General features: G+C 65.3%; 1 protein-coding gene and 2 pseudogenes. 1 reads left to right on the forward strand and 2 read right to left on the reverse strand.

Annotated elements, in window-relative coordinates:
* Positions 1-333 (reverse strand): annotated as a pseudogene (locus DMC18_RS26720) (hypothetical protein); the annotation flags it as partial.
* A 33-nt stretch (positions 334-366) separates the two neighbouring features.
* Between DMC18_RS26720 and DMC18_RS25770 the strand changes: the two are divergent.
* Entirely contained in the window at positions 367-654 is a 288-nt protein-coding gene (locus DMC18_RS25770; protein ID WP_146218236.1) for a hypothetical protein, read from the forward strand.
* A 254-nt stretch (positions 655-908) separates the two neighbouring features.
* Here the strand turns inward: DMC18_RS25770 and DMC18_RS25445 are convergent.
* Positions 909-1037, reverse strand: a pseudogene (locus DMC18_RS25445) (sulfite exporter TauE/SafE family protein); the annotation flags it as partial.

A 1037-nucleotide genomic window follows, 5' to 3' on the forward strand; every position in this document is an offset into this window, starting at 1 on the left:
CACGCCGGTCACCCGGCCCAGGGCCTCGCCGACGTTCTTGTCGGGGAACTGGCTGATGTCCTCGGCGACGATCGAGTCCGAGATCGTGCCCGCCCGCTTCTTGCGGCCCATGGCGCTCTGCAGGCTGGCGCGGGTGCCGACGACCACGATCTCCTCGACCTTGTTCTCGACCGTGGCTTCCGGCGCGGCCTTGGTCGTGTCCGTGGCCTGGGTCGCCGGATTCTGGGTCGCTTGCGCCAGGGCGATCGACGAGCTCGAGCCCAGGATGGCGGCGGCCAGGCCCGTGGTGATCAGCAGCCGGTTGTCCCGGCGCACTTTGTGGTTGGTCGACATGGTTTCCCTCCGAGAGACAGGCGGTGACCGCCCTTGTCGTCGCGGCGCATGGGCCGCGGTTTGTTGACTGAAGATGCGGACAAGCCCGTCGCGGCGGCGGTCACGACCAGCGGCCTGGCGTGGCGAGACGATCTGGGCGGGCTTGCAGGGGACGCCGAAGAAACCCGCGCCGAAGACCCCGCGCAAAAGCGCGGCGGGCCTCAGGCCAGGCGACGGTCGCCATGGAGCGGCGCCGGCGTTTCGGTGTCGTCGCCCAAGGCGCGGGGGTTGCGCGCCACGGCGAATGTTCGAGCGATCTTCAATAGCGCCGCGGATCTTTGATCTCTGCGACCCTAAAAAACTTCATCGAGACGACGATATTGTCAACATGAGTCGAGGCAATGGAGGCAAAATAACGCCACATTCCAAAGATGTTACATCTATATCGGATTTGTATTTGAACATACGGTCGAGCTTGGCGGCGATCACTACAATAACAATGTTCTAGATTTCGGCATCTATCTTCTAACGGCAATATCTTTCACAGCCGCCACCTTGCACCACCCAGGCGCGCCGGACTGCAACCACTCGCCTGTTCAGGCGAGCGCGCGCCACAGCACATAGGCGGCCGTCGCCACCACCATGGCGGCGAACAGCCGGCGGGCCAGCAGGACGCGCGTGGCCAGGCGCGGCGCCAGACGCGCCCCCGCCAGCACCCCGACCGC

The organism is Caulobacter sp. D5, assembly GCF_003185805.1.
GTDB lineage: Bacteria > Pseudomonadota > Alphaproteobacteria > Caulobacterales > Caulobacteraceae > Caulobacter.